At 39.5% G+C, this 501-nt stretch carries 1 rRNA gene; it reads left to right on the top strand.

What is annotated here, in order from left to right:
- Positions 1-375: 375 nt before the first annotated feature.
- Positions 376-501: ribosomal RNA gene (locus CPAL_RS13625) — 23S ribosomal RNA — on the top strand; the annotation flags it as partial.

Consider the following 501-nt stretch of genomic DNA (forward strand, 5'->3'; position numbering starts at 1 on the left):
CGGCTGGATCACCTCCTTTCTAGGGAGAAATGAAAGCTATGCTTTCATAGACTGGTACTTAATTCTGTTTAATTTTGAAAGACTAATGTCTTTCAAGTTTTGTTCTTTGAAAATTGCACAGTGTATATAGATAGTTTTGCGAAAGCAAAACCACATTAAGTAGCTGAGAATGAGTATATTTTCAATGACTAAGCCTTGAGCGAGTTTTAGAAGTTCTTAATGAGTGTAGTTGAAAATTTTGTAATCTTGTTACAGGATGTAACAAGGCTCTGAGCGCGTTAGGACGACGCATGCGAAGAGGTAGAAATTTCCAATGAAGGGAATTTAGAGATTCTTAACGAAGCGAAGGATTAGGAATGAAAATATACGAATGAAGATCAAGTAAAAAAGGGCGCACGGTGGATGCCCTGGCACTAGGAGCCGATGAAGGACGTGATAAGCTGCGATAAGCTGCGGGTAGATGCAAATAATCTGTGATCCGCAGATTTCCGAATGGGGAAA

Origin of the sequence: Clostridium thermopalmarium DSM 5974, assembly GCF_002995795.1 — a bacterium.
Lineage (GTDB): Bacteria > Bacillota > Clostridia > Clostridiales > Clostridiaceae > Clostridium_H > Clostridium_H thermopalmarium.